Annotated in this window: 20 protein-coding genes; 12 read left to right on the top strand and 8 right to left on the bottom strand. The window is 72.7% G+C overall.

What is annotated here, in order from left to right; translation table 11 throughout:
• Nucleotides 1–163 precede the first annotated feature (163 nt).
• From ACFZDK_RS20205 to ACFZDK_RS20190, 4 genes are all read left to right on the top strand, one after another.
• Nucleotides 164–1,252: an S-(hydroxymethyl)mycothiol dehydrogenase gene (locus tag ACFZDK_RS20205; protein WP_390974152.1), complete on the top strand. Its 1,089-nt coding sequence runs from the start codon at nt 164–166 to the stop codon at nt 1,250–1,252.
• Nucleotides 1,252–1,881, top strand: coding sequence for an MBL fold metallo-hydrolase (locus ACFZDK_RS20200; protein ID WP_390974150.1), 630 nt, complete (start codon nt 1,252–1,254; stop codon nt 1,879–1,881). The genes ACFZDK_RS20205 and ACFZDK_RS20200 overlap by 1 nt, the downstream gene beginning before the upstream one ends.
• A 57-nt stretch (nt 1,882–1,938) precedes the next feature.
• A complete protein-coding gene (locus tag ACFZDK_RS20195; protein ID WP_390974148.1) occupies nt 1,939–2,316 on the top strand; it encodes a DUF4180 domain-containing protein in 378 nt (125 codons plus the stop codon).
• Nucleotides 2,317–2,411: 95 nt separating this feature from the next.
• Nucleotides 2,412–3,326, top strand: a complete 915-nt coding sequence (locus ACFZDK_RS20190; RefSeq protein ID WP_390974146.1) for an SDR family oxidoreductase — start codon at nt 2,412–2,414, stop codon at nt 3,324–3,326.
• Nucleotide 3,327: 1 nt separating this feature from the next.
• Here the strand turns inward: ACFZDK_RS20190 and ACFZDK_RS20185 are convergent, their stop codons facing one another.
• Nucleotides 3,328–3,858, bottom strand: a complete 531-nt coding sequence (locus tag ACFZDK_RS20185) for a hypothetical protein (RefSeq protein WP_390974145.1) — start codon at nt 3,856–3,858, stop codon at nt 3,328–3,330.
• Between the two features lie 50 nt (nt 3,859–3,908).
• Between ACFZDK_RS20185 and ACFZDK_RS20180 the strand changes: the two genes are divergently transcribed.
• Complete coding sequence (locus ACFZDK_RS20180) at nt 3,909–4,733, top strand: SDR family oxidoreductase (protein WP_390974143.1); 825 nt, start codon at nt 3,909–3,911, stop codon at nt 4,731–4,733.
• On the opposite strand, the gene ACFZDK_RS20175 is transcribed toward ACFZDK_RS20180, so the two are convergent.
• Nucleotides 4,719–6,113, bottom strand: a complete 1,395-nt coding sequence (locus tag ACFZDK_RS20175) for a pyridoxal-dependent decarboxylase (RefSeq protein ID WP_390974141.1) — start codon at nt 6,111–6,113, stop codon at nt 4,719–4,721. The genes ACFZDK_RS20180 and ACFZDK_RS20175 overlap by 15 nt on opposite strands.
• A gap of 192 nt (nt 6,114–6,305) precedes the next feature.
• Between ACFZDK_RS20175 and ACFZDK_RS20170 the strand changes: the two genes are divergently transcribed.
• Nucleotides 6,306–7,001, top strand: a complete 696-nt coding sequence (locus ACFZDK_RS20170) for a L,D-transpeptidase family protein (protein ID WP_390974139.1) — start codon at nt 6,306–6,308, stop codon at nt 6,999–7,001.
• Nucleotides 7,002–7,030: 29 nt separating this feature from the next.
• On the opposite strand, the gene ACFZDK_RS20165 is transcribed toward ACFZDK_RS20170, so the two are convergent.
• The gene (locus ACFZDK_RS20165; protein WP_390974138.1) at nt 7,031–8,233 is read right to left on the bottom strand and encodes a Gfo/Idh/MocA family oxidoreductase; all 1,203 of its coding nucleotides are present in this window, start codon (nt 8,231–8,233) and stop codon (nt 7,031–7,033) included.
• Between the two features lie 141 nt (nt 8,234–8,374).
• On the opposite strand from ACFZDK_RS20165, the gene ACFZDK_RS20160 reads away from it, so the two are divergent.
• Together ACFZDK_RS20160 and ACFZDK_RS20155 are read left to right on the top strand one after the other, a co-directional pair.
• Nucleotides 8,375–9,523, top strand: a complete 1,149-nt coding sequence (locus tag ACFZDK_RS20160; RefSeq protein WP_390974137.1) for an ROK family protein — start codon at nt 8,375–8,377, stop codon at nt 9,521–9,523.
• A gap of 153 nt (nt 9,524–9,676) precedes the next feature.
• Nucleotides 9,677–9,832, top strand: a complete 156-nt coding sequence (locus tag ACFZDK_RS20155) for a hypothetical protein (protein ID WP_167450010.1) — start codon at nt 9,677–9,679, stop codon at nt 9,830–9,832.
• Nucleotides 9,833–9,927: 95 nt separating this feature from the next.
• On the opposite strand, the gene ACFZDK_RS20150 is transcribed toward ACFZDK_RS20155, so the two are convergent.
• The gene (locus ACFZDK_RS20150) at nt 9,928–11,304 is read right to left on the bottom strand and encodes an alpha-lytic protease prodomain-containing protein (protein ID WP_390974136.1); all 1,377 of its coding nucleotides are present in this window, start codon (nt 11,302–11,304) and stop codon (nt 9,928–9,930) included.
• Between the two features lie 189 nt (nt 11,305–11,493).
• Here ACFZDK_RS20150 and ACFZDK_RS20145 point away from each other — a divergent pair, with 189 nt between their 5' ends.
• From ACFZDK_RS20145 to ACFZDK_RS20135, 3 genes are read left to right on the top strand one after another with little or no spacing between them, the layout of a single operon-like run.
• Entirely contained in the window at nt 11,494–12,666 is a 1,173-nt protein-coding gene (locus ACFZDK_RS20145) for an aminotransferase class I/II-fold pyridoxal phosphate-dependent enzyme (RefSeq protein WP_390974135.1), read from the top strand.
• Nucleotides 12,667–12,698: 32 nt separating this feature from the next.
• Nucleotides 12,699–13,457, top strand: a complete 759-nt coding sequence (locus tag ACFZDK_RS20140; protein ID WP_390974133.1) for a type 1 glutamine amidotransferase domain-containing protein — start codon at nt 12,699–12,701, stop codon at nt 13,455–13,457.
• A 9-nt stretch (nt 13,458–13,466) separates the two neighbouring features.
• Nucleotides 13,467–13,862: a PPOX class F420-dependent oxidoreductase gene (locus ACFZDK_RS20135; RefSeq protein WP_390974131.1), complete on the top strand. Its 396-nt coding sequence runs from the start codon at nt 13,467–13,469 to the stop codon at nt 13,860–13,862.
• Between the two features lie 31 nt (nt 13,863–13,893).
• Here ACFZDK_RS20135 and ACFZDK_RS20130 read toward each other — a convergent pair whose 3' ends face one another.
• From ACFZDK_RS20130 to ACFZDK_RS20115, 4 genes are all read right to left on the bottom strand, one after another.
• Nucleotides 13,894–16,653: a hypothetical protein gene (locus ACFZDK_RS20130; RefSeq protein ID WP_390974129.1), complete on the bottom strand. Its 2,760-nt coding sequence runs from the start codon at nt 16,651–16,653 to the stop codon at nt 13,894–13,896.
• Nucleotides 16,654–16,815: 162 nt separating this feature from the next.
• Nucleotides 16,816–17,202 carry a DUF4440 domain-containing protein gene (locus ACFZDK_RS20125; RefSeq protein WP_390974127.1) on the bottom strand — a complete coding sequence of 129 codons (387 nt, stop codon included), beginning with the start codon at nt 17,200–17,202 and terminating at the stop codon, nt 16,816–16,818.
• Nucleotides 17,203–17,255: 53 nt separating this feature from the next.
• Nucleotides 17,256–17,675: a zinc ribbon domain-containing protein gene (locus tag ACFZDK_RS20120; RefSeq protein ID WP_359216588.1), complete on the bottom strand. Its 420-nt coding sequence runs from the start codon at nt 17,673–17,675 to the stop codon at nt 17,256–17,258.
• 190 nt (nt 17,676–17,865) lie between these two features.
• The gene (locus ACFZDK_RS20115) at nt 17,866–18,600 is read right to left on the bottom strand and encodes a TetR family transcriptional regulator (RefSeq protein ID WP_390974125.1); all 735 of its coding nucleotides are present in this window, start codon (nt 18,598–18,600) and stop codon (nt 17,866–17,868) included.
• 211 nt (nt 18,601–18,811) lie between these two features.
• Between ACFZDK_RS20115 and ACFZDK_RS20110 the strand changes: the two genes are divergently transcribed.
• Nucleotides 18,812–19,561: a peptidoglycan-binding protein gene (locus tag ACFZDK_RS20110; protein ID WP_390974123.1), complete on the top strand. Its 750-nt coding sequence runs from the start codon at nt 18,812–18,814 to the stop codon at nt 19,559–19,561.
• Nucleotides 19,562–19,572 lie beyond the last annotated feature (11 nt).

The raw sequence follows: 19,572 nt of genomic DNA, 5'->3' as shown, positions 1-19,572 counted from the left end.
TAGCAGAGGTACCCCCGGGGGTATCTGACGGAGGCGGCCCGGCGGTCGGGCGGGGGCTGACCGGAAAGATCCGGAACCGTCGCCGTGCTCCGTGCCGTTACCGATCGGTCACGCGTAGGGTCGGAGACGAAGCACGTGAGCAGAGCGACGAAAGGTCAGGTCCATGGCGCAGGAAGTACGCGGCGTGATCGCACCGGGGAAGAACGAGCCGGTGCGGGTCGAGACGATCGTGGTGCCGGACCCCGGGCCGGGCGAAGCCGTCGTACAGGTGCAGGCCTGCGGGGTCTGTCACACCGACCTGCACTACAAGCAGGGCGGTATCAACGACGAGTTCCCCTTCCTGCTGGGCCATGAGGCCGCCGGCGTGGTGGAGTCGGTCGGCGAGGGCGTCACGGACGTCGCGCCCGGGGACTTCGTGATCCTCAACTGGCGTGCGGTGTGCGGGAACTGCCGGGCCTGTCTGCGCGGCCGCCCCTGGTACTGCTTCAACACCCACAACGCGAAGCAGAAGATGACTCTCGCCTCGAGTGGCCAGGAGCTCTCGCCGGCGCTCGGCATCGGCGCCTTCGCGGAGAAGACGCTGGTGGCGGCGGGGCAGTGCACCAAGGTCGACCCGGCCGTCTCCCCGGCGGTCGCCGGTCTCCTCGGCTGCGGGGTGATGGCGGGCATCGGCGCCGCGATCAACACCGGCAACGTCGGCCGGGGCGACTCGGTCGCCGTGATCGGCTGCGGCGGTGTCGGCGACGCGGCCATCGCCGGATCGAACCTCGCGGGCGCCGCGAAGATCATCGCCATCGACATCGACGACCGGAAGCTGGAGAAGGCGCGCGCCCTGGGCGCCACCCACACGGTCAACTCCCGTGAGAACGACGCGGTCGAGGCGATCCGCGAGCTGACCGGCGGCTTCGGCGCCGACGTCGTCATCGAGGCGGTCGGCCGCCCGGAGACCTACCAGCAGGCCTTCTACGCCCGCGACCTCGCCGGCACGGTCGTCCTGGTCGGTGTGCCCACCCCCGAGATGAAGCTCGAACTGCCGCTCCTCGACGTCTTCGGCCGCGGCGGCGCGCTCAAGTCCAGCTGGTACGGCGACTGTCTGCCCACCCGGGACTTCCCGATGCTGATCGACCTGCACCTGCAGGGCCGGCTGCCGCTGGACGCCTTCGTCACCGAGACCATCCAGCTCGACGAGGTGGAGAAGGCGTTCGAGCGGATGCACGGCGGCGACGTGCTGCGTTCGGTGGTGGTGCTCTGATGACCACGCGCATCGAACGACTGGTCACCGCCGGGCAGTTCACCCTCGACGGCGGCACCTGGGACGTCGAGAACAACGTGTGGATCGTGGGCGACGAACGCGAGGTGATCGTCATCGACGCCGCCCACGACGCCGAGGCCATCGCCGCCGCGGTGGACGACCGCGTCCTCAAGGCGATCGTCTGCACCCACGCCCACAACGACCACATCGACGCCGCGCCCGCCCTCGCGGACCTCACCGGTGCCAAGATCTGGCTGCACCCCGACGACCTGCCGCTGTGGAAGATGACCCATCCCGACCGCGACCCCGACAACCATCTGGCCGACGGGATGGTCATCGAGACCGCGGGCGCCGACCTGACCGTGCTGCACACGCCCGGCCACGCCCCCGGCGCCGTCTGCCTGTACGACCCCGGGCTCGGCGCCGTCTTCACCGGCGACACCCTCTTCCAGGGCGGCCCGGGCGCGACCGGACGGTCGTACTCCCACTTCCCGACGATCATCGACTCCGTCCGGGACAAGCTGCTCACCCTCCCGCCGGAGACCAAAGTCCTGACCGGACACGGTGACTCGACCACCATCGGCGCCGAGGCACCCCACCTGGCGGAGTGGATCGCCCGCGGCCACTGACCGCACCGGCCGGAAAACCCCGGGCGCGTGGCCGCGGGCCCTCCTACGATCGCGCGTATGACCACCACCGCCACGCTCGTGACCCTGCACACCACCCGCGTCCTTCGCTGCGCCCCCGAGGGGCCTGCGCTGGACGGCGAGAACGCCGCCCTCGACCTCCTCGGCGACGCGATGGGCAGGGACGCGGAACTGGTCGCGGTCCCCGCCGAGCGGATCGCCGACGAGTTCTTCCGGCTCCGCTCCGGAGTCGCGGGCGCGGTGGTGCAGAAGTTCGCGAACTACCGGCTGCGGCTCGCCGTCGTCGGCGACATCTCCCGCCACCTCGCGGCCAGTTCCGCGCTGCGCGACTTCGTGTACGAGGCGAACCGGGGCCGCCGGCTCTGGTTCGTCGCCGACGACGGGGAACTGGAGCAGCGGCTGCGCCCCACCGAGTGACCTGCGGCATCCCGTCCGGAAAAGGCGACAGAAGATGTCAGGCTTCCGCGCGATCCTCGATCTGACAGCGAAGGATCACCGAACGGAGGCCTGACATGCCCGGACCGCTCGACGGAAAGGTCGCACTCGTCGCGGGGGCGACCCGCGGCGCCGGACGCGGCATCGCGGTGGAACTGGGCGCGGCGGGCGCCACCGTCTACGCCACGGGACGCTCCACCCGCGCCCGCCGCTCCGAGTACGGCCGCCCGGAGACCGTCGAGGACACCGCCGACCTGGTCACCGCGGCCGGCGGCCACGGCATCGCCGTACCCGTCGACCACCTCGAACCGGCCGCCGTGCGCGCCCTCGTCGACCGCATCGCGGACGAACAGGGCCGCCTTGACATCCTGGTGAACGACATCTGGGGCGGCGAGAACCTGTTCGCCTGGGACCGCCCGGTCTGGGAGCACGACCTGGACGACGGACTGCGGCTGCTGCGGCTCGCCGTCGAGACACACGCGATCACCAGCCACTTCGCCCTGCCGCTGCTGCTGCGCGGGCCCGGCGGACTGGTCGTCGAGATGACCGACGGCACCGCCGACTACAACCGCGACACCTACCGCGTCTCCTTCTTCTACGACCTCGCCAAGACGGCCGTCCTGCGGATGGGCTTCGCCCTCGGCCACGAACTCGGCCCGCGCGGCGCCACCGCCGTCGCCCTCACCCCCGGCTGGCTGCGCTCGGAGATCATGCTCGACCATTTCAAGGTCACCGAGGACACCTGGCGCGACGCCCTCGACACCGTCCCGCACTTCGCCATCTCCGAGACCCCGCGCTACGTCGGCCGCGCCGTCGCCGCCCTGGCCGCCGACCCCGAGGTGGCCCGCTGGAACGGGCAGTCCCTCTCCAGCGGCGGCCTCGCGCAGGTGTACGGCTTCACGGACCTCGACGGCAGCCGCCCCGACGCCTGGCGCTACCTCGTCGAGGTGCAGGACGCGGGCCGGCCGGCGGACGTGGCCGGCTACCGGTGACTCACGCCTCCTCCGGCAGCGGCAGCCGCCCGGAGTGGCCGGGCGGCAGCGCCAGGTCCTCGCGGACGGCCGCGTAGTAGCCGTCCCGGCCGTCCCGCTGCCGGTCCAGCAGCGTCCGCCAGGTCTCGGGGTCCTGCCGCTCCTCCCGCAGGAACCGCTCCATCACCATGACGGTGACGACCCACTCCTGGGCCTTCTCCACCACGGCCGGGCTGCCCAGCATGATGAGCTTCTCGCCGTGCGGATCACGGGCCGACTGGGCCTGGGCCAAAAGGGGTTCGGCCTCCCGCAGGGACAGCGGATGCGGGTGCGGGTCGTTGCCCAGATGGGCCGCCACCCGGTAGCCGACGGAGACGGTCTTCTTCAGCGCCTGCGCCCACTCCGCGTACACCGTCAGCCGCCGCTCGTCCCAACGCGCCGCCTGTTCCCGCCGGAACCGCGCGTGATCACCCCGCACCACCGCGAGATACGAACCGAGCGCGCCGATCACGACGCCCAGGAGAGCCGGGAGTTGCTGCAAGAACGCGGACATGTGCGCACGCTATCTGTCCTGTTGATCGCCGCGCCCGTACGGTCGTAGTCATGAGCGGACCTGGACTCGATCGCTTCGCCGGACACGGGGTTCTCGTCACGGGCGCGGCCCGCGGCATCGGCGCGGCCGTCGCGCGGCGGCTCGCCGAGGAGGGGGCGCGGGTGCTGGCGACCGACCGGGACCTGCCCGAGGCGGAGAAGACGGCGGCCGCGCTGCGCGAACAAGGCCTGGCGGTGGAGGCGTTCGGCTGCGACGTCGCCGACCGGGACTCCGTGGCGGCGGCCGTCGAGCATGCCGTCGGGGACTTCGGCGGACTCGACGTGCTGGTGAACAGCGCCGCCCACTGCACTCCGGACCGCCCGCTGTTCGAGGACCAGCCCGACGACGCCTGGGCCCTCGACCTCGACATCACGCTCACCGGCGTCCACCGCTGCTGCCGCGCCGCCCTTCCGTACCTCGCCGCCTCCGGCCGGGGCGCGATCGTGAGCGTCGGCTCGGTCAACGCCGAGGCGGACTTCGGCAACCACGCCTACAGCGCGGCCAAGGCCGGCCTGGTCTCCCTGACCCGCACCCTCGCCGGGCACGCCGCCGCGCGCGGGGTCCGGGTCAACCTGGTGGAGCCGGGCACGGTCCGCACCTCGGCCTGGGAGGGCCGGGAGGGCGAACTCGACGCCCTCCGGCCGCTCTACCCCCTCGGCCGGGTCGGCGAACCGGCCGACGTGGCCGCCGCCGTCGCCTTCCTCGCCTCCCGCGACGCCGCCTGGATCACCGGCACCGCACTCCGCGTCGACGGCGGGCTCACCGCCGTCCACAGCGGATTCCACGCGGCGCTGCGCCCGCACCGGGAGGCCCGGGGCAGTTCAGAGGGCCGCTGACGCCGTCGCGAGCGCCTCCAGCACCCGGCGGGTGTCGTCCTCGGTGGTCCGCCAGTTGCTGAACGCCGCCCGCAGCGCCGGCACCCCGGCGTACACCGTCGGCGTCAGGAACGCCTCCCCGGACGCGGCGACCGACCGGGCCAGGGCGGCCACCCGTTCCTGCGTGGGATCCCCGGCGAGGGTGAAGCAGACGACGTTCAGCCGGACCGGGGCGAGCAGGCGCAGGGCGGGCAGCTCCTCGATGCCGGCGCCGAGGCGGCGGGCCTCGGTGACGTTGCGCTCGACGATCTCGCGGTGCCCGTCCCGGCCGTACGCCGTCAGCGCGAACCAGGCCGGCAGCGCCCGCAGCCGGCGGGAGTTCTCCGGGGTGAGGTGCAGGAAGTCCGGAGTGCCGGTGGGCGCGCCCAGGTACGGGGACTCGTTCTGGAAGACGGCCACCTGGAGGTCGCGGCGGCGGGTGAACTGGACGGCCGCGTCGTAGGGGACGTTCAGCCACTTGTGCAGGTCGACACAGACCGAGTCGGCCGCGTCGAGCCCGGCGACGAGCGGGGCGTGGGCGGGGGAGAGGGCGGCGAAGGCGCCGAACGCGGCGTCCACGTGCAGCCAGAAGTCGTACCGCTCTCTGAGGGCGGCGATCGCCCGCAGGTCGTCGAAGTCGACGGTGTTCACCGTGCCCGCGTTGGCGACGACGATCGCGGGCCGTCCCTCCAGCGCGGCCAGCGCCGCGTCGAGCGCGGTCACGTCCACCGCCTCCCGGTCGCCGGGCAGCACCGGCACCCGGCGCAGCCGGTCCCGGCCGATGCCGAGCACGGACAGTGCCTTGCCGACGCTGGAGTGCGGGCTGCCGGAGAGCACGTCGACCGGGCCGAGCGCGGCGGCCCCGGCCCGGGCGACGTCCACCCCGAGCCGCTCGCCGAGCCATTCCCGGGCGATGGCCAGACCGACCGTGTTCGACATCGTGGCGCCGGTCACGAACGCCCCGCTGTGCGCCTCGCCGAGTCCGAACAGCTCGGCCAGCCAGGCCACGGTCTCGCGCTCCAGGGCGGCGCCCCAGGAGCCGGCGTCGCCGGACAGGTTCTGGTCGTAGGCCGAGGTCAGCCAGTCGCCGGTGAGGGAGGCGGGGGTCACACCGCCGGTGACGAAACCGAGGTAGCGTGGCCCGGCCGAGGCGGACATTCCCGGCGCCCACCGCTCGGTGAACCGGGCCAGCGCGCCGGCCCCGCCCTCCCCCCGCTCGGGCAGCGCCGCCCGCGCGGGTGCGGGCCCGAGCACGGCCACCGGCCGCTCGGCCGACCCGGCCGCCGCACGGGCGGCCACGTCGCGGGCGGACTGGAGGAGTTCGGGAAGCCGGGCGAGATCGGCGGCGAGTGCGGGGTGCATGACCCGCACACTAAGTCGGCCACGACGCTGTGGCGCGGGCCGCTTCCGGGTAAGTGGACCGATGCGGCCGGGGCGGTCGCGACGGGTAAGTTAACCGTTTCGTCACAGCCGGCCCCGGGCTACAACCAATGCCGCGCATCGGGCGGTCCAGTACGACGAGACCACAGCACAGGAAAAGGAGACAGACGTCATATGGGGGACATACGCAGACGAAGTGCGGTAGTGCTCGGTGTCACGGGCCTTGTGGCGCCGCTCACGCTCGCCCTCACCTCCGCTCCGGCGCAGGCGGCGAGCTGCACCACGCAGGCCGGGCCGTACCAGAAGCAGGTCGAGAAGTTCCTCGGCCGGCCGGTCGACGGCAAGCAGTCCACCGCTGACTGCAAGGCGATCCAGGCCTTCCAGAACAAGCACGGCATCACGCCCGCCGTCGGGTACGCGGGTTCCGTCACCTGGGGCGTGATGGACCTGATGAACAAGCAGAAGGCCGTCGGGAACAACCCCAACAAGGACGGCAAGTGCCCGACGAACAAGGGGCGCATCGCCTGCGTCAACCTCACGCTTCAGCTGAGCTGGATCCAGGACGGCAACAAGCTCGTCTACGGCCCGGTGCCGGTCCGCACCGGCCGCGACGGGTTCGAGACCCGCACCGGCCTGAAGAAGATCTACTGGCGTGACATCGACCACGTCTCGTCCGTCTACAACGTGCCGATGCCCTACAGCCAGTTCTTCGACGGCGGCCAGGCCTTCCACTCGGTTAGTCTCAGCATGTGGAACCCGCCGGGCTCGCACGGCTGCGTCAACATGACCACCACCACGGCCAAGAAGTACTGGTCGCTGCTGAAGACCGGCGACGACGTCTACGTGTACGGCCGCAAGCCGGGCACCTGACGGCACCCGGCTCCGGCCGGCGCCCCGGCTCAGCTCGCCGGGGCGTCCCCGAAGTCCGGGATCTCCAGCCTGGCCCCGCCCTGCCGCGCGGACTCGTGCGCGACGATGCCCGGCAGGGTGTAGCGGGCGGCGACCCACGCGTTCACCGTCGGCAGGGTGCGGGTGTTGACCGCCGTCACGAAGTCGTCCACCAGGAAGTGGTGGCTGCCCTCGTGCCCGTTGTGCAGGGTGTCGAACTCCCGCGGCAGCCGCTCCCGGTCGTGCACCGGCGCCGACCCGGAGGTGAACGCGGCCCGCAGCTCCGGCGCGATGTGCTGCAGCGACGGGTCGTCCGGGGACATCGTGGGCTTGGGCTCAAGCAGCTCGCTGATGTCCTTCACGCCCTTCTTGTCCTGCCACAGCGCCACCGTCGCCAGCTGCTCCATGCTCGCCTCGGTGCCGAAGAACCGGAAGCGCGACTCACGGATGTGGGACGGGTAGCCGACCCGCCGGAACTCGTTCGTACGGAACGATCCGCCGCCCGCCACCTCGAACAGCGCGGTGGCGTTGGACACGTCGTTGCCGAACTGGCTGACCTCCTTGTCGAAGACCCCGTCGCCCCGGTCGTCCACGACCCCGATCGCCGACACGCTCACCGCGTGGGTCTGCCAGGCGCCGAGCACCCCGCCCACCGCGTGCGTCGGGTAGAGCAGCGGGGGATAGCTGGCGGTCGACTTCCAGTTCTCGCCGCCGCTGTAGCGGTAGGCGTCGTAGAAGCCGAGGTCCATGTCGTGGACGTAATCGCCCTCGGCGTAGAACAGCCGCCCGAAGGCGCCCTCGGCGATCTGGTTGCGGGCGTGCACGGTCGCCGGGTTGTACTGGCTGGTCTCGCCCATCATGTACGTCAGACCGGTCGCCTTGACGGCGTCGATGATCGCCGCGATCTCCTCGGTGGTGATCGCCATGGGGACCGCCGAGTACACGTGCTTGCCGGCGTTCAGGCCCTGCAGGACCAGCGGGCCGTGCGTCCAGCGCTGGGTGAAGATCGCGACCGCGTCGACGTCCGCCGACTCCAGCATGGCCTCGTACGACGGGAAGGTGCCCGCCAGGTTCTGGGCGGCGGCGACCTGCCCCGCCCGCTCGGGCAGCAGATCGGTGACGTACACGTCGCCGACGCCGGGATGGGCCTGGAACAGCGTGGCGAACTGGCCGGAGAACTGACCGGCGCCGACGATGCCGAGTGAGAAAGTCATGGTGGTTACTTTTGCTTCGAAAGAATCTCGGCGTCAAGGGGCGGAAGGAAGTAGGGAAGACAGCAGAAGGGCGCTTCTGCGGCGCACCCGGCGCACAGTAGGGTGACCTGGTTACTTCAGGTCCGGAAGAAAAGGGATCACGTGAGCGACTGGCTGCCCCTGAGCCCCGCGGAGCGCTCCGTGGCGATCGAGGTGCTCGTGCACGGCCCGCTGTCGCGCACCGAGCTGGCCCGCCGGCTCCGGCTCTCCCAGGGCAGCCTCACCCGCCTCACCAAGCCGCTCATCGAGTCCGGCCTGCTCGTGGAGGCCCCCTGGACGGGCGCACCGGCGGAGGCGCGCCAGGGCCGCCCCTCGCAGCCGCTCGACGTGGTCGCCGAGTCCCGCTCCTTCCTCGGCTTCAAGATCACCGACGAGATGGTGTACGGCGTCGTCACCTCCCTCAGGAGCGACATCGTCGCCCGTCACGACCGGCCCCTGACCAGCCATGACCCCGAGCAGGTCGCCGACCTGCTGGCCGCCATGACCGCCGAGCTCGCCGCCGGTCACCCCGCCGTGGCCGGCATCGGCATCGGTGTCGGCGGCTTCGTGCGGGACCACGCGGTGGTCGGCGAGTCGCCGTACCTGCGATGGCGTGACGTCCCGCTGGCCGAGCTGGTCCGGGAGCGCACCGGGCTGCCGGTGGTCGTGGAGAACGACGTGGCCGCCCTGGTCGAGGCCGAGACCTGGTTCGGCGCCGGCCGCGGACTGGACCGCTTCGTCGTCCTGACCATCGGCGCCGGCATCGGCTACGGGCTGGTGCTCGGCGGCAAGCGGGTCCCCTACGCCGAGGAGGACCGCGGCTTCGGCCGGCACTGGATCATCGACCCGCTGGGCCCGCTCACCCCGCAGGGCGAGCGCGGCAGCGCCGTGTCGTTGCTCACCATCCCCAGCATCCGCTACCAGATCCGGGCCGCCACCGGCCGGGACGCGTCGTACGAGGAGATCCTCGCCGGTGCCGCCGAGGGCGAGCCGATGGCCGCCCGGGTGATCGGCGAGGCCGGCCGGGCGCTGGGCACGCTGCTCGCGCAGATCGCCAACTTCGTGCTGCCGCAGAAGATCCTGCTGGCCGGTGAGGGGGTCGGCCTGATGGACGCGGCCGGGGACACGGTGCTGGACGCCGTCCGGGCCCACCGGCATCCGCTCGCCGCGCCGGTCCGGCTGGAGACGAAGGTCTCCGACTTCCACGACTGGGCGCGTGGCGCCGCCGTGTTGGCGATCCAGGTGCTGGTGCTCGGCGGGGCCGACGGCTGAACTGCCGTGTGTGCCCGGACGGCCGCCACCGCTCCGCATCGAACTCCCGCTTCCGCTTGACACATTGACGTGATGAGTAACACGGTCCGATATGTCCGTATCGGTCGTACTTACTCACGGCGCCTTCACGTCGATCGGCATATGCTTCACACCATGTCCACCACTGTTGAAGCCGTCACCGAGCGATCGGCCGACGAGGTCAACGAGGAGATCCGGGCCCTGTGGCTCCGGTCGGGCGGGACACTGAGCACCGAGCAGCGCGAGGAGTACCAGCGGCTCGTCCTCGAATGGGCGGCAGCGACCCCGTAGCAGCCGGACCAGGCGGCCTGGCCGCCCGTCCCGGGCACCCGCAGGAGCGGGTGCCCTTCTCGTAGGCCTCCTCCGGCCCTCGTCGGCCCTCTCCGTCAGCCCCAAGTAGCCGAGTAGTAGCGCTGGTACGCCTTGCGGTCCTGCTCCGCGCGGATGAAGCGCGTGGCGACCAGGGCGACCAGGCTGCCCCCGACCACCAGCAGACCCGGACCGACGTTGCGGGTGTCCGTGAGCCGGGCGATCAGGCCGGTCCCGTCCGAGGCACCGACCGGCGCCGACGACCCCGGCGAGGCCGCGCTCGGCGCGATCGCGCTGTGGGTGGCCGAGGTCGAGGGCGTCGGTGCGCCGCTCTGCCCGCCGGCCGCGGCCTGCTTCGACACGATCAGCTGCACGTTCAGCGCGGCCATCGCCCGTGTCACCGGCTGGAAGAACGTCACCCCGCCCACGGTGCAGTCACCGCTGCCGCCCGAGGTCACGCCCAGCGCGACGCCCTCCGAGAACAACGGACCGCCGCTGTCGCCCGGTTCGGCGCACACATTGGTCTGGATGAGCCCGGTGACCGTGCCCTCGGGGTAGTTGACGGTCGCGTTCAGCGCGGTCACCGTGCCGTCGTGCAGTCCGCTGGTGGAACCGCTGCGGAACACCTTCTGCCCGACCGTCGGATCGGCGGACCCGGTGATGCGCACCCCCTGGCCGTTGCCGATCGCGACCACGTCGGCGTTGTCACCGGCCTTCCCGTTCGCGTACTGGATCAGGGAGAAGTCACTGCCCGGGAACTGCGTGTCGATCGTGGTGCCGACCTGCTGGTTGTTGCCCTGCCCCTCGTCGAACCAGATGGTCTTGGCCGGACCGCAGTGTCCGGCGGTGAGAATGAAGTCGGTCTGCCCGTTGGTGACGTTGAACCCCGCCGAACAGCGGCCGCCCGTCGACAGGATGGGCTGCGCGCCGTTGAGCCGGGTGGTGAACTTCCCCTCGGAGCGCTGCATCTGCACATAACTGCCGATGCCGGCGGCGACCCGGCTGAGGTCCGACCAGTCGGAGGAGGAGACCGTGCTGTCGGCCTCCACCATCACCCGGTTGGTCCGGTAGTCCACCGCCCACGCGGTCCCGGCCACCCGTGGCGCCGCCCGCAGCGTGGCGGTCGCCGCCTTCAGCTTGTTCATGCTGTGCGAGACCAGCTTCGGCTCGGCGCCCGCCCGCTTCACCATCGCCGCGGCCTGTTCGTCGGTCACCGCGACGACCGGCTTGCCGTCGGCGCCGATCCAGCTGCCCGCCGTGCGGGCCGTACCGAGCGTGGCGACCAGCGAGGCGCCGGTGTCACCGGCCTGCGTCGCGGAGCTGAAGGGGACGGCGGACGTGCCGGGAGTCTCGCTCGCCATGGCCGTGGTGACCATCGCGCCTCCCAGAAGGAGTCCGCCGACCGCCGCCAGCTGTGTCCCCCGCCGGACGACCCGTCGTCGTGCGTGCCTCATCCATGGCTCCCGAACCCCGAACGCGCGGTGTCTGCACCGCGGGGCCCTCCGGTCGTCGAGCGCCCTGCTCTTCATACGGGGGCGGGCGCGCAGGCGTTCACAGTGACGGTGATCTTTGCGATCCCGTGGCAGTGCGACGTGGCCGTCCGCCTCGTTCCCGGGCCCGGCACCGCCGCCTATCTTGACGTCATGACCAGCACCCCGCAGGAGAGCCCCGCCGAGCCGAACCCGCTGCGCGCCCTCACCCTCGACCGGCTGCGATGTCGTACCAGCATGAAATGGCGCACCTACGCGGCGGACGTGCTCCCGGTGTGGGTGGCGGAGATGGACGTGCCGCTCGCCGGAGCGGTCGTCCGCGCGGTCACGGACGCGATGGCGCTCGGTGACACCGGCTACCCGGCGGGCACCGCCTACGCCGAGGCGCTCGCCGCGTTCGCCGCGAAACGCTGGGGCTGGGACGGACTCGACACGGCCCGCACCGCGATCGTCCCCGACGTGATGCTCGGCGTGGTCGAGATGCTCCGGCTGGTCACCGGGCCCGGCGACCCGGTGGTCGTCAACTCGCCGGTGTACCCGCCCTTCTACCAGTTCGTCGGTCATATGGACCGGCAGGTGGTGGAGGCCCCGCTCGGCGCCGACGGACGCATCGACCTCGACGTCCTGGCCGACACCTTCCGCGGGCTCGGCGGCGGCCGTGCCGCCTATCTGCTGTGCAGCCCGCACAACCCGACCGGCGCCGTCCACACCGCCGACGAACTCACCGCCGTGACCGCCCTCGCCGAGCGGTACGGCGTCCGGGTCGTCGCCGACGAGATCCACGCCCCGCTCACCGCCCCGGGCGTCGACTTCGTGCCCTTTCTGAGCGTGCCGGGCGGGGAGCGCGGGCTGTCGCTGATGTCGGCGTCCAAGGCCTGGAACCTCGCGGGTCTCAAGGCCGCGCTCGCCGTCGCCGGACCCGGGGCGGCCGCCGACCTCGCCAGGCTGCCGGAGGAGGTCAGCCACGGCCCGAGCCATGTCGGCGTCCTCGCCCACACCGCCGCCCTCACCGACGGCACCGCCTGGCTGGACGCGTTGCTCGCCGGCCTCGACGAGAACCGGCGGCTCCTCGCCGACCTGCTCGACCGCCACCTGCCCGGCATCCGGTACCGGCCCGCCCAGGCCACCTACCTCGCCTGGCTCGACTGCCGGGCGCTCGGCCTCGGCGACGACCCGGCCGAGGTCTTCCTGGAGCGCGGCCGGGTCGCCGTCAACTCCGGGATCCCCTTCGGCACGGGCGGCGCCGGGCACGTGCGGTTCAACCTGGCGACCTCCCCGGAGATCATCACGGAGGCCGTACGGCGGATGGCGGCGGCACTGGCCTGAGCCGCCGTGCGCCCGGCTGCCATCATGGCCGTATGCGTGTGCTGATGCCGCTTCCCGACCGCGACTTCGACGTGACCGAAGTGGCCGTGCCCTGGCGGCTGCTGACCCGGGCCGGTCACGAGGTCGTGTTCGCCACCGAACACGCCGGGACCCGGCCAGCCGCCGACCCCAGACTGCTCACCGGCGTCCTGTTCGGACAGCTCGGTGCCGAGGACGAACCCAAGCGGTTCTACGAAGAGCTCACCGCCGCACCGGAGTTCACCGGGACGGTGGCGTGGGCCGGTCTCGACGTGGGCGGCTTCGACGGGCTGGTGCTGCCCGGCGGGCACGCGCCCGGCATGCGTCAGTACCTCGGCTCGCCCGAACTCCGCGCCACGGTCGGCCGGTTCTGGGCGCTCGGCCGCCCGGTCGGCGCGATCTGCCACGGCGTACTGGTCCTCGCCCGCACCCAGGACCCGGCCACCGGCCGCAGCGTCCTGTCCGGCCGCCGCACCACCTGCCTGCCCAAGTACATGGAACGCACCGCCTATCTGACGACCGCCTGGCGCCTGGGCCGCTACTACCGGACCTACGCCGCCTATGTCGAGGACGAGGTGCGCGCCGCCCTCGCCGACCCGGCCGCCCAGTTCGAGCGCGGCCCTCGAGTCCTCACCCGGCGCGGCACCGCGAGCGACGACACCCCCGCGTTCGTCGTCGAGGACGGCGGCTATCTCTCGGCCCGCTGGCCCGGCGACGCCTATCTCTTCGCCCGCCGCTACCTCGATCTGCTCGAACGGCCCACCGGCGCCTAGACTTCCGCCATGGACGACACCATCGGGACGGACCTCGACCGGCTCGGCGCCGGCAAGTACCTGCTGGTCACCAGCTACCGCAAGGACGGCACCCCCGTACCCACCCCGGTGTGGGTGGTGCGGGACGGGGACACGCTCGGCGTCTGGACGGTCGCCGACAGCTTCAAGGTCAAGCGGATCCGCCGGCGCGCCGAGGTCACGGTCGGTCCCTGCGACGTGCGCGGGCGCGCTGCCCGCGACCCGGTGGCGGCCACCGCCGAGATCACCGACGCGGCCACCGCCGCCCGTTACCGCAAGCTGATCGCCCGCAAGTACGGCATCTCCGGCCGCCTCGTCCTTCTCGGCAGCAGGCTGCGCCGCGGCGCCGACGGCACGGTCGGCATCCGGGTCACCCTGACGCCCTGAGGAGGCCGCCGCCTCCCCAGGGCGTGTCCGGTTACGGGGCGTCCAGCACCCTGCCGGTGAGCACCCGACCACTCGGCAGCGGACGGCCCTCGTCATCGGTCTGCTGGAAGCTCACCGCCTCGGTGTCCTCCCTGACCTGGTCCTTCACCGTGGGCACGGTCACGTCCAGGCTCGTCTGCCCGGCCGGGACGTCCAACCAGAGGTAGAGGCCGTCCACCTTGGACAGCGGCCGCTCCGGGTCCGGTTCCGCGCCCGAGGCGTCGGCCAGCCAGCGCGGGTCGACGTCCTTGGTGGACAGCTCCGGGCCGGTGACCGGGACCGGGACGAACAGCGAGGCGATGTCGCTGTCCGCGGCCTCGGACAGCGAGATCCGCCACTTCAGGGCCGAGCCCTCGGTCACCTCGCCCGCGAGCGGGGTCACCGTGACGGTGGGCGCCGGGTCGTCGTTGCGCACGGTCAGCCCGCCCAGGTAGGAGCCGACCACGGCCCCGCGCACGGCCTTGATCAGCACGTCGTACGACACGTCGGTGCCGAAGCGCGTGTTGCCGCGCACCTCGACCGGGACGTCGACGTCATGGCCGCCGGGCCGCGCGGTGACCACACGGTCCTTCGCGGTGCCGGTCGCCGGGTCGACGACGTACACCCGGACCCGGCCGCTGCCCTGCCCGGACACGCGCACCGGAACGTGGTACGTGCGCACACCCGAGTCGCCCTCGTCGACCGTGAGCCGTCCGACGTCCACGCGCGGCAGCGCCGCCGCCCGGACCGCCGGAGTGCCCGGCCGCCAGCCCCAGGCGTCCATCAGCCAGGCCTGCCCGGACCCCGAACGCGGAGTCAGCTCGAGGGACTTGACGGAGCCCAGGTCCACTCCGGCCGCGCGCGCGGCGGTCAGCGGCACCCGGAGCTCGCGCGCCCAGTAGGACGCGGTGCGGTCGCTGCCGGGCAGCCCGTCGATCCGGACCCGGCCCAGTGTCGCCTTCCGACCGTGGGCGTCGGTGACGGACACGTCGAGCCGGGTGCCCCGGGAGTTGGGCGGCACGAAGACCCGCAGCGCGAGCGACTCGGCCGAGCGGAGGGAGACCGGCCGGGCCGGCCGCACACGCGTCGGGGATCCTGCGGACGTCCAGCGCAGCGCGATTGCGTGCCGGCCGCTCTCCCGGGCCGTCTCCCACTGCGCGAAGTGCGGTGAGGAGCCCTTGGCACCCTCGCCCAGACAGGCCGTCGCCGGATCGGGATCGACCGCCGAGCACAGCCGGCCGCCGGTCACGGTCACCCTGCCGTCCGGCAGGAACCCGGCACCGCGGTTCGCGCCGACCGCGTGCGTCAGCACCCGCGCCGGATCGGCGGACGGCGCCCGCCGCCCGGAACCGTCCAGCAGCGGACGCACCCGGTCGTCGCCCGCGACGAACAGCCGGGCCGCCGCCGCGATGTACGTCGAACCGGCCCGGTGCTGCTGGTCGGCGGTGAGCCGGGTCGCGGCCCCCGGCGAGCACACCGGGTCCCGGTGGTCCGGGTCGTCGTAGAAGTCGTCCTCCGCCGGAGCCTGCGCCTGCCCCGGGGTCCACTCGGTGTTGAAGAAGTTGTGGTCGGCGCCGATCACATAGACCGCGCTGTGCAGGGCCTTGCCCTCGCTGACCGCGCGGGTGCCGTCGACGTACACCTCGCCCTGCAGGTCGGAGACATCGCCGTCACAGCCCGGCAGGATCGTGACCGACGGCACGTCCGGCACCGGGTTCTGGCCGAAGACGGTCGGACCGATCAGCACGGTGCCGCTGATGTGCCAGCGGACCCGGCCGTGGTAGCCGTCCTGGTCGGCGGGCGGCGGGTACAGGCTGTCCAGCGCGGCCCGGTTCACGCCCTCGCCGCCCCGTGAGTGGCCGATCAGCAGCACCCGGGACAGGTCGGCGCGGGGTGCCTCCCGCACGATCCGGGGCGCGTGCCGCGGGTCGTGCGCCCAGTCCGCCCACTGCGCCAGGTGCAGCCGGATCAGCGACGAACGGGCCTGGGCGCCGCCGTCCTCGGCCTGCCAGTCCTGGCCGTTGATCCCGTTCGCCGAGATCGACACGGTCACATAGCCCTGGGAGGCCAGCAGCCGCTGGTCGCGGAGATAACCCCGGTGGCTCGGAATCGGCAGCGTCCCGGCCGGGCACGGCCAGGCGCCGGAGACGTCGTCGCTGCCGCCCTGCGGTTTGTAACAGGTCCCGTGGCGGCCGTGCAGGAACAGCGCGAGCGGACGCGGACCGGAGATCCCGGTGGGCGCGACCACCACGGCGCTCATCTCGACCGGGACCGGGAACCCCGGCAGGCGCACCGACCTGAGCCGGTACGAGCCGGTGGTCGTCCGGTAGGAGCCCGGCTTGCCCGGATCCACCCGGCCTGCGGGCAGCGGCGCCGGGGGCCGGGCCGCCGACACAGGCGCCGTGTCCTCGGACGGGCGGGCGTCCAAGCGCCGTCCGCCGGACCAGACCTGCAGATCCTTCAGCCCGCCGGGCCGCGCGCCGTCGAGACCGAGCCGGAAACCGTGCCCGTCCCGCTCCGGCCTCGGCACCCCCAACAGCCGTCCCCCCGCCCGGAACTCCACCCGGGCATCACCCATGGGCACCCGTCTGCCGGACCGCCACACCAACTGTGGCGCCGATCCTCCCTCGTCGATGCGCCACCCCGGTGGCAGCTTCGACCCGGCCGCCGCCGCGACCGGTGCCTCCTGCGCCTGTGCGGCGGCCCCCGACATTCCTCCCGCGAGCGCGAGCACCGCCGCCGCGGTGACCCATATGCGCCGGGTTCGGACCAATGTTCCCCTCCTAGAAAGGCGAGCCCGGGCACCCCGGAAGTCCCGGGGGCCCCTCGCGTTCCGGAGGACGGGGAGGGGAGTCTGTGGGTTGCCTGTGAGGGGTGGGTGATTGCTCAAGTACGGGAGCTACGGGCGCCGTTGCGCCGGGTGGCGGGTCGCGGGCTACTCGACGCCGGGCGGTACGACCGTGGCGTGGTGGTAGTACATGCGCCAGCCGGTCTCGCCGTCCCGGCTGCGCCACAGGGAGCTGTGCCGGGAGTGGCGGTCACCGAGGCGGGCGTCGAAGGTGACCAGGACCAGGCCGGGGGCGAGTGCGACTCCGGTCATGCCGGAGGGCTCGTACCGGGGGCCGTCCTTCGACGCGCCTGCCTTGTCCGGGAGTTCGGCGAGCGTCTGCTCGTAGGTGAACCGGCGGCCCGAGGCGCCCACCTCGACGAACTCCGGGTCGAGGAGTTCGCGGGCCAGTTCCCGGGAGGCGCGCACCTCGGGGTCCATGAGGCGCAGTTCGCCCGCGATCGCGGCTGCCACCTGGGCTGATGCATCGTCCATGGGAGGCATCTTCGCGTAGGGCACCGGCTGCTGCGCAACCGGGTTTCCGACCGTCAGCTCCAGGCGCGGTACGGCTCGTCGAGCAGTTGGAAGACCGGCTCGCCCCGCACCGGGTCCTTGGCCGTGGAGAGCTTGACGCGGTCGCCGCTGTGGATGCCCATCGCCGGGCCCATGACCCGGCCCCGCACGACGAACCCCTCCGCCATCTCGATCAGCGACACGTTGCGCGCGGCGGGCGTGTTGCGGTGCACCACCGTCGCGTGGCGGACCGTGCCCGTGCCCTCGCTGCGCTCGGTGCGCAGTTCGCTGCCCTGGCAGACCGGGCAGAGCAGCCGGTGGTACATGGCGGTGCCGCACCAGGTGCAGCGCTGGAAGACGATGGCGTCCTTGTGACGGTCCGCGGGCACGGGGTCGAGGACGCCCGTCGCGAATCCGACCGCCGACTGCGCGGCGCTCGCCGAGTGGTGGTACACGCTGGTCAACTCCCTGCGTTCGCCCGGAATCCCGAATCCCGCGTGCCCGGACCCGGCCGGGCACGCCTGTGCCCGGCTCACCGTGCCACCGTGCACGCCGACAGCGTATGGCACTCAGTGCCAAGCGTCTAGGTACTGAGTACCCCAAATTTGGTCCAGTGCGGCGCGTCGGCGGAGTGCCGCGGGACGGTCAGGCGCGGCCGAACGCCGTCTCGACCTCCTGCACCACCCGCCACAGCGGGGCGTCGCGCCGGGTGACGAGCACGACCACGTCGTCGGAGTGCTCCGCCGGGCCGCCGCCGAACAGCACGGCGGGCGCAGGGGCGGCGGGCTCGGTGCCGAACGCGGACTGCACGTACCCCAGGGCGTGGTCGACCGTCGCGCCCGCATCGCCCTGCCCGTCCGAACGCAGCCAGGAGCGCAGCGCGTTGTTGTGCGCCGCCACCACGGCCGCCGCCACCACGTCCGCCCGCAGTGTGCCGTCCGGGCGGCCGGCGTAACGGCCGCGGAGGTACTCGGCCAGCGCGCGCTCGTAGCGCCACACCACCGACAGCTCGTACGCGCGCAGCCCCGGCACCTTCTTGGTGAGCCGGTAGCGCTGCACGGAGAACGTCGGGTTCTCCGCGTACATCCGCAGCACCAGCCGGGCCGCGTCACAGACCCGCCGCACCGGCTCGGCCCCGGGCTCGCTCGCCGCCAGGAAGGCGGTCATGTCGGCGAGGCAGCCCTCGTGGTCGGGGAAGACCACGTCCTCCTTGGACGGGAAGTAGCGGAAGAACGAGCGCCGGCCCACGCCCGCCAGGGCAACGATGTCGTCCACGGTCGTCTGCTCGTACCCGCGCTCCAGGAAAAGCTGGAAGGCCGCCGCCACCAGGGCGTCCCGCATGGGCGGCTTCTCGGACGGCGCCGTGCTGCTGGAGCTCATGGACGCGAACGTAGCATTCCGAACGGCCCCATGGCACTCAGTGCACCCTGGTGGGGGAACCGAGTGCACTTCGGCCCCTCCCGCTCCTCCCGCCGCTCCGGTGTCTCTCCCGTCCGCCGGGTCCGGGCTGAACCGGTGGGCCGGTGCTCCCGTATGTGTTCTCGGGGACCGCGGACACCTGTGCCCGCGCAGGAGGGAGAAGGAGAGCAGCGTGTCGACACCGCCCGACCCTGAGCAGCCGCAGCGCGGACCGATCCTGGAACCGGTCCGGGTCCTGCGCCCCCGCCGGCTGGACGCCCTCGCGGAGCTGATGCGCGAGATCCGCGAGGAGGCGGAGGCCGACGAGAAGGCCAGGCTGTCGAAGAGCCCGCAGGGCGCGGCGGACTTCGAGGCCTTCGACTCCGCCCATGAGCCCGGGCCGGGCACGGAGGACGAGACCCAGGAACTGCCGCCCGTCACCGACGGCCCGCGCACCGGATCTCGCGGGCGTGGCCACAGCCACGGTCATGGCGCCGACTCGTCGCGGGTCTTCGGCTTCGGTCCGGGGCTGCGCCGGGCTGCCGCCGTGGTCGCCGTCGGCGCGGCCGCCCTGGTCGGCTTCGGCTGCGCCCTTCTGCTGCCCGGACGCGAGGGCACCGCCGAGGCCGCCCAGTCCTCCCCATCCACCACCACGGCACCGGCCAGCACCCCGCCGGCCTCGGACACCTCCGCGGACCCCGACGGCGCCGGCACCCTCCGCCAGGGCGACACCGGCCCCGAGGTCGTCGAACTGGAGCAACGCCTCCTGCGGATCCCCGACGTCTACCGCGACGGCTCCACCGCCGGAACCTACGACACCGCCCTCACCGCGGCCGTGGAACGCTTCCAGATCTGGTATGGCATCAGCGGCGACGAACGCGGCGTCTACGGCAACGACACCCGCCAGGCCCTGGAGTCCCGCACCAGCCTCACCGACGGCTGAGCCCCTCCTCG

The organism is Streptomyces sp. NPDC007901 (assembly GCF_042959465.1).
Classification (GTDB): domain Bacteria; phylum Actinomycetota; class Actinomycetes; order Streptomycetales; family Streptomycetaceae; genus Streptomyces.
Note: the sequence above shows the minus strand (reverse complement) of the source record. Positions and strands in the feature narration are given on the sequence as shown.